Source organism: Pseudorhodoplanes sp. (assembly GCF_035565855.1).
Classification (GTDB): Bacteria; Pseudomonadota; Alphaproteobacteria; order Rhizobiales; family Xanthobacteraceae; genus Pseudorhodoplanes.
In genome coordinates this window covers 1-6,921 of the sequence record NZ_DATMRX010000011.1, presented here as the reverse complement: position 1 = coordinate 6,921, position 6,921 = coordinate 1, and the positions used below count along the sequence as shown (strand labels likewise).

The following is a 6,921-nucleotide window of genomic DNA, read 5'->3' as shown; positions in this document are numbered from 1 at the left end:
TATCGTTTGCGGCAAGCTAGGATTGACGAACAAGGATTGAAAAGAGTGACGCTCGCTGTCGACAAAGCCGGGGGGACAGGCGGCCGGGCTGGTCTGTCCGACCGGAAACGCGAGGCGATCCTGAAGGGCGCGAAGGCCGTTTTCCTCAAGCAGGGCTTCGGCGGCGCCAGCATGGACGAGGTCGCGGCCGCGGCCGGCGTGTCGAAGATGACCGTGTACCGGCATTTCGGCAGCAAGGAAGATCTGTTCGCCGGCGTTATCACCGAATTGTGCCACCTCATCGTCACCGAGGAGATCGACGAGATTTTCGCGCGTCCGCCGCGCGAGGCGCTGCGGGCCTTTGCGCGAAAAATGACAGACATCGTGTTCGCGCGCGACACGGCGGAGCTGCATCGCATCGTGATTGCCGAGAGCCGGCGTTTTCCGAAGCTCGGACGGCTGTTCTACGAGACCGGCCCGCAGGTCTGCATTGACGCGCTGGCAGGCTATTTCATCCGCCACAAGGGCGATCCGGCCTTGAAGGTGAGCGATCCGAGGCGAGCGGCCGAGGAGTTCCTCGAATTGCTGCGCGGCTATTCGCATCTGAAGATGCTGCTCGGGATCGACAAGGCCCCGGCGCCGCGCGATATCGACGCGCGGATCGAGGCGGCGCTTCGTCATGTGATGGTGTGAGGTTTTCCCTCCCGCGCAGCGGGGAGGGAAAATGTCAAATCCCGCCGGCGGCGCGTTTGGGCATGTAGTGCAGAACGCGCATCTCGATCAGGATCACGAGGAGATAGGCGATACCGCCGACGATCGTCAGCATGATGATGGTGACGAACACCATCGCGGTATTGCCCTGGCCCTCGCCGAACGACAGCAAATAGCCGAGGCCCGAATTGCCGCCGACCAGTTCGCCGACCACGACCCCGATCACGGCCAGCGTCGAGCCGATGCGAAGCCCTGCAAAGAGCGGCGGCAGGGACGCCGGGAATTCGATCTTCCAGAAGATCTGCGACCGCGTCGCCTTGAACGACCGCGCGAGATTGATGAGATCGGGATCGACGCCGCGCACGGCGGTCAGCACGTTGACCATGACCGGGAAGAACACGATCAGGATCGCCACCAGAATCTTCGGATAGATCGTAAAGCCCATCCACAGGATGAAGAGCGGCGCGAATGCGACCTTCGGCGCGATCTGCAGGGCGAGGATGTAGGGCGACAGCGCAAATTCCGCCGTCGGCGACATGCCGAGCACATAGCCGATCAGAGCGCCGAGCAGACTGCCGAGAATAAAGCCGATCAGAACCTCGAAGGCGGTGACGCCGGTATGCCAGGGCAATGCCGTGACGCTCCACATCCGCAGGAATTCCTTCCAGGTGGCGGAGAGCGGCGGCACGATATAGGGCGGAATTTTCAACAGTCCGGGTCCCCATTCCCAGGCGACCAGGAACACGATCAGCATGGCGACGCTTGCGATGGTGCCGCGGCGAACGAGCGCGGAACGGTCGGCGTTCATCAGGCGGGCTCCTTCGCCTGGTCCTGCGCGGGATGTTCGCCGATATCGAGCTGATCCATCAGCCGCGCGATATAGCCGGCGACTTTCGGATCTCGACGCCGCTTCAATGGGTGGTCGCGGTCCGGAATGTCGATGACAATCTCGTCGATGATGCGGCCGGGCCGCTTGCTCATCACCAGAACGCGGTCGGACAGGATCACGGCCTCCAGAAGATCGTGCGTGATCAGGAGCGCGGTCTTGTTGGCCTTGACGAGCGTCTGGGCGAGGTCGTGTTGCAGCATGATCCGCGTCTGTGCATCCACCGCGGAGAATGGTTCGTCGAGCAGGAGCACGGACGGGTCGACCGCGAGGGTGCGGGCGAGGGCGGCGCGCTGGCGCATGCCGCCCGACAACTGGTGCGGGTATCGGTCGGAAAACTCGCCCAGCTTGAAGGCCTGCAGCAGGTCGCGCGCCTTTTGCCGGCTTGCGGCCGGATCGAGTTTGCGGATCTCGGTTCCAAGCAGCACATTCTGTTCGATGGTGCGCCACGGCAGCAGCAGGTCCTTCTGGAGCATGAAAGCGACATGCTCGTTCGGCCCCTCGACGCGCTCGCCGTCGACATAGGCTTCGCCCTCGGTCGGCGCATAAAGGCCTGACCCGATATTGAGCAATGTGCTCTTGCCGCAGCCACTCGGCCCGATCAGTGAAATGACTTCGCCATCGGCCACCGAGAAACCGACATTCTCGATCGCCGTCACGGTGGCGCCTTTTGCACCCGCAAAGCGCATGGTGACATTGCGATATTCGAGCCGCTTCATGCGAAGATCAAAGCCTCTGACTTTTCCGCACCTGCGGCATCGAGAGCAACATTCGGACCATGTGACCGAAGGGGACCACGTCTCCGATATGGCGGCACGTAGCGCACCGCGAGACTGTCGAGTATAGTAAGTTTAATCCGGGGGTGTCACGTCCGAGAGGGAGCGGGGCACAATGTCACGAGAGCACCAGCAGGGATATCACCCATGACCGCTTCGACCACGTCCGCCATCACGCGCCGCCTGGCAATCGCTGCCCTCGCTGCGGCGCTCGGCGGCGGCATTGCCGCTCCGCAGGCCATGGCGCAGGAGAAGGTGACCTATCTGTTCCCGGCGCCGCCGGTGCTGCCGGCCTTTGCCCCGCTGCAACTCGCCAAGGGCAAGGGCTATTTCAAGGAAGCGGGGCTCGACGTCGATTTCCAGGTGGCGCGCGGCGGTGTCGAAGTCGCCAAGATGGTCGGCGCCGGCAATGCGCCGATTGGCGGCATCGTCGGTGACGGACCCATCATGGTGCGTGCCAATGGCGTGCCGGTGAAGATCGTCGCGCTGTTCGGCGGCAAGGGCTTCATGCAGACGGTGGTGCGCGAGGACGCCGGGGTCGAGAAGCCGGCCGATCTGAAGGGCAAGACCCTCACCGTGCTGTCGTTCCAGGACACCACCTTCTACGCGCTGATCGGACTGCTGGCGAGCGCGGGCCTGACGCAGAACGATGTCAACGTGCAGCAGGCCGGTCCGACCGGCGTGTGGGAATTCGTCGCGACGGGCAAGTCGCAGGGCATGGCCGGCGTGCCGGACTGGCTCGCGCTCGTGCAGGCCACCGGCACCAAGGTGAAGGTGATCCCGACCGATCAATATTTCCCGCATCTCGCGCAGGGCATCGCGGTGTCGGACGAGATGATCAAGAAGAATCCGGAGATGATCCAGAAATTCGTGACCGCGGCGATGCGCGGCATGAAGGACGTGATGGACGATCCGAACAAGGCGGCCGAGGACTTCGTGAAATTCGTGCCGACCTGGCAAGGCAAGGAGCAGGTGGTCAAGGACGCGCTGAACTATTACGCCAAGCACGTCTATGTCGATCAGAAGCGCCTCGGCGAAATCAATCCGGAGCGGCTGTCGAAGCTGCAGGACTTCTATCTGGAGAAGGGCTTCATCCAGAAGAAGACGCCGGTCGAGGAGCTGTACAGCAACCAGTTCATCAAATAGGTCGCCGTCGCTCCGGAGTGGAACCCATCTGCATTCCGGGCTCACGCGCTTCGCGCGTGCCCCGGAATGACTTATCGAAAGATCATGCAAAGCAAACGGCACGCTGAAGTCGTCGGTGGCGGATTTTCCGGTCTCGCCGCGGCCGTCGCACTCGCGCAACGCGGCTGGAGCGTCACGCTGCACGAGCGCTCGTCCGAACTGCGTCCGAGCGGGGCCGGCATCTACATCTACGAAAACGGGTTGCGCGTCCTGGAAAAGCTCGGCGCCTACGAGGAAGCGGTGAAGGGCGCGCCTTTCGCGCATACCCGCGAGATGCGCGACGAGCACAATCGCGTTCTCTCCGTTCATCGCTGGGACCCCTCGAAACGCGTGTTCAGTGTGGTGCGCCAGCGCGTGATCAATGCGATGGCCAATGCCGCGCGCCAGCATGGCGTCGAGATCGTGCTCGGCTCCGAGGCGATCGCCGCTACGCCGGACGGCGAATTGATCATGGCCGGTGGGCAGACACGCAAGGCCGACCTGATCGTCGCAGGCGATGGCGTCAATTCGAAATTGCGGGACTCGCTCGGCCTCGTCGCCAAGCGCAAGGCGCTGCCGGACGGCGCGATCCGCGTGCTCATCCCGAGGACGGCTGAGGAAATGGCCTCAGGCGACGGCGGCACGACGATCGAGAACTGGTCCGGCAGCCGGCGCATCCTCTACACGCCGGTGAGCGAGACCGAACTCTATATCGCCTTCACCATGCTGCATTCCGACGAGATCGGACGGCGCACGCCGATCGACAGGGACACATGGAAACGTTCGTTCCCGCATTGGGCCGACCTGATCGATCGGATCGGTGACGATGCACGCTACGACCGTTTCGAATATGTGCGGCTGAAGACATGGTCGGCGGGCCGCGTCGCGGTGCTCGGCGACGCCGCGCACGCGCTTCCGCCGAATATTGGGCAGGGCGCGGGCTGTTCGATGATGAATGCGCTGTCGCTCGCCTATTATCTCGACCGCGAGAAGGACATGGCCACCGCGCTGCGGGTCTGGGAACATAATGAGCGCCCCCTCACCGAACACACCCAGCGCATTTCGGTTTTCCTCGGGCTGCCGACCACTTGGCCGACGCCGCTGCGCCGCGCCTTCCTGACCCTCGCCGGCAAATCGAAGTGGATGATCGCGCAGCGCACCAAGACCGCGCGCCATGTGCCGGTCGGCACTGAAGATATGCGCTGATCGCGCAGCTTGACCCTGCAATGTGCAGAGTAATTTGCTGCGGAAATTCCGTATAGCTTTGAGCAAACGCGGGCATCGACCACGACATCGCGGGCGGAGCACAACCAAGGAGCGATATTACAACATGCAGTCTAGCGTGAAGGTCTTCGAATATTTCCCGGACAACTATTCGTGGAACATGGCCGTCCTGATGACCGTGCAGGTCGGCGGGGAGATGTCGGAGATCGAGGAGGCGTGCCGCCCGCTCCGCGACAATGCGTCGAAGGGCGCTTCCGCCAAGGAGCGCCAGATCGAGTGGTGGGAATCCTGGTGCAGGCTGGCCGACCGCGTGCGCGGGCTTGCCGATCGCGATCGCGCCAATGGCCATGATCGTAGCGCGGCGCGCAAATATCACCGCGCCTGTCTGTATTATATGGCGGCGGAACGGCAGATGAGCCATCGCGATCCGCGCAAGATGCAAAGCTACGACGCGATGCTGGAAACGTTCCGGCTCAGCATGACGCTGTCCCATAATCCGGTTCAGTTCGTCGATGTGCCGTTCGAAAATACCGTGTTGCCGTCGTTGTATGTTCCGCCGCCAAGCCAGGCGCCCGGCGCCTGCATGATCGTCTTCGACGGCTTCGATGTCTCGAAGGAGTGGGCTTTTCTGTCGGATCTGACCACCGAACTCGCCGCGCGGAATATCGGTTGTCTGCATGTCGATCATCCCGGCGTCGGTGCGGCCTTGCGCAAGCTGAAGCTGCCGGCAATTGCCGATATCGAGCGCGCGACGACGGCCTGCGTCGACTGGCTGTCGAAAAGGCCGGAGGTCGATCCGAAGAAGATCGGCATCATCGCGCCGAGCCTCGGCGGCTATTATGCATTCCGGTCTGCGGCTTTCGAGCATCGGCTTGCCTGCGCCGTGGCGCATGGCGCGCGCTGGGACAATGACGGCTCGCATGGCCGCATTCTGCGCAACCCCGGCGCTGCGCGTTCGATCGCCGACTGGCTGGATCACGCGATGTGGTATTACGGCACGAGCACCGAGGAAGAGACCGCGAAGGCGATCGCGGCGATGACGCTCGAAGGCGGTGTCGCCGAACGCATCCGCTGTCCGGTGCTCGTCGCGCATGGCGCCAACGACCGCCAGGTGCCGCTCGAGCAGGCCAAGCTGATGGTGGAGCGCACGATCAACAGCCCGCGCCGCGACCTGCGAATATTCGACGCGTCCGAAGGCGGCATCGAACATTGCGGCGTTGACAACATGTCGATACAGATCGACTACATGACGGACTGGATCGCGGAGGTCCTTGCGCCGCCGCGCTGATCCGACAGCGACCGTTCCAAAAATAACAACATCACGTCGAGACTGGTGAGGAGAACCTTATGAAGGCCCTTGGTGTGGCATTGACGATACTGGCCGGGACCGCCATCGCTGCCCCGGCTATGGCGCAAAGCGATTATCCGCAGGCGACCATCCGCTTCATCAATGCGTCGAGTGCAGGCGGGGCCAGCGATATTTTCGCGCGATCGGTCGCCGAAGAACTCAGCAAGAAGCTGAAGCAGCCGGTGATCATCGAAAACCGTCCCGGTGGCGGTTTCAACATCGCCTCGCGCGCTTGCGCCGACGCAGCCCCCGACGGCTATACGTTCTGTGTGTTGCCGGGCGAGGCGGTGATCTACAATCCGTTCTTGTTCAAGAACCTGCCATACGACCCCGACAAGAGCATCGACCCTGTGATGACCTTGTTCTTCCTGCCGCAGGTGCTTGCGATCAATGCCGACACGAACGTGAAGTCGGTGGACGATCTCGTGAAAGTGTCGAAGGCAAAGCCCGGCACCATGAGCTATGCGTCTCCGGGCGTTGCGCAGGCAGCGTTCGTCGAAACCTTCATCAAGCGGGACAAGGGCGGGGACCTCGTGAAGGTGCCGTTCCGTGGCGGTGGTGATGCTGTCAATGGCATGCTGACCGGCACCACTCCCGTTGCGTTCATCGGGGTGAGCAATCTGCAGGCCTTGCTCGAGGCCAAGAAGGTGACGGGCCTTGTCATCGATGGCGACAAGCGGCTTCCCAGCCTTCCGGATGTGCCGACCGCGGCCGAACTCGGATACAAAGGCTATATCGGGCGGCCATTCTTTGCGTTGTTCGCTCCGGCCAACACGCCGCAACCGATTATCCAGAAAATGCGGTCGGAAATCGCAGCGATCATCTCGGACCCG

At 62.7% G+C, this 6,921-nt stretch carries 7 protein-coding genes; 5 read left to right on the top strand and 2 right to left on the bottom strand.

The window, feature by feature from the left end; genetic code table 11:
* Positions 1-45 precede the first annotated feature (45 nt).
* Positions 46-672 carry a TetR/AcrR family transcriptional regulator gene (locus tag VN004_RS00805; RefSeq protein WP_325606206.1) on the top strand — a complete coding sequence of 209 codons (627 nt, stop codon included), beginning with the start codon at positions 46-48 and terminating at the stop codon, positions 670-672.
* A gap of 34 nt (positions 673-706) precedes the next feature.
* Here the strand turns inward: VN004_RS00805 and VN004_RS00800 are convergent, their stop codons facing one another.
* Positions 707-1,498, bottom strand: a complete 792-nt coding sequence (locus VN004_RS00800) for an ABC transporter permease (protein WP_325606205.1) — start codon at positions 1,496-1,498, stop codon at positions 707-709.
* Positions 1,498-2,295 carry an ABC transporter ATP-binding protein gene (locus tag VN004_RS00795; RefSeq protein WP_325606204.1) on the bottom strand — a complete coding sequence of 266 codons (798 nt, stop codon included), beginning with the start codon at positions 2,293-2,295 and terminating at the stop codon, positions 1,498-1,500. Before VN004_RS00795 ends, VN004_RS00800 begins: the two co-directional genes overlap by 1 nt.
* A 204-nt stretch (positions 2,296-2,499) precedes the next feature.
* Here VN004_RS00795 and VN004_RS00790 point away from each other — a divergent pair, with 204 nt between their 5' ends.
* The 4 genes from VN004_RS00790 to VN004_RS00775 all read left to right on the top strand — a co-directional run.
* Positions 2,500-3,498 (top strand): ABC transporter substrate-binding protein, encoded by a 999-nt coding sequence (locus VN004_RS00790; protein WP_325606203.1) that lies wholly within the window; start codon positions 2,500-2,502, stop codon positions 3,496-3,498.
* 84 nt (positions 3,499-3,582) lie between these two features.
* The gene (locus VN004_RS00785; RefSeq protein ID WP_325606202.1) at positions 3,583-4,722 is read left to right on the top strand and encodes an NAD(P)/FAD-dependent oxidoreductase; all 1,140 of its coding nucleotides are present in this window, start codon (positions 3,583-3,585) and stop codon (positions 4,720-4,722) included.
* A 124-nt stretch (positions 4,723-4,846) separates the two neighbouring features.
* A complete protein-coding gene (locus VN004_RS00780; protein WP_325606201.1) occupies positions 4,847-6,028 on the top strand; it encodes an alpha/beta hydrolase family protein in 1,182 nt (393 codons plus the stop codon).
* 59 nt (positions 6,029-6,087) lie between these two features.
* A partial coding sequence (locus VN004_RS00775; RefSeq protein ID WP_325606200.1) for a tripartite tricarboxylate transporter substrate binding protein occupies positions 6,088-6,921 on the top strand: 834 nt, incomplete at its 3' end.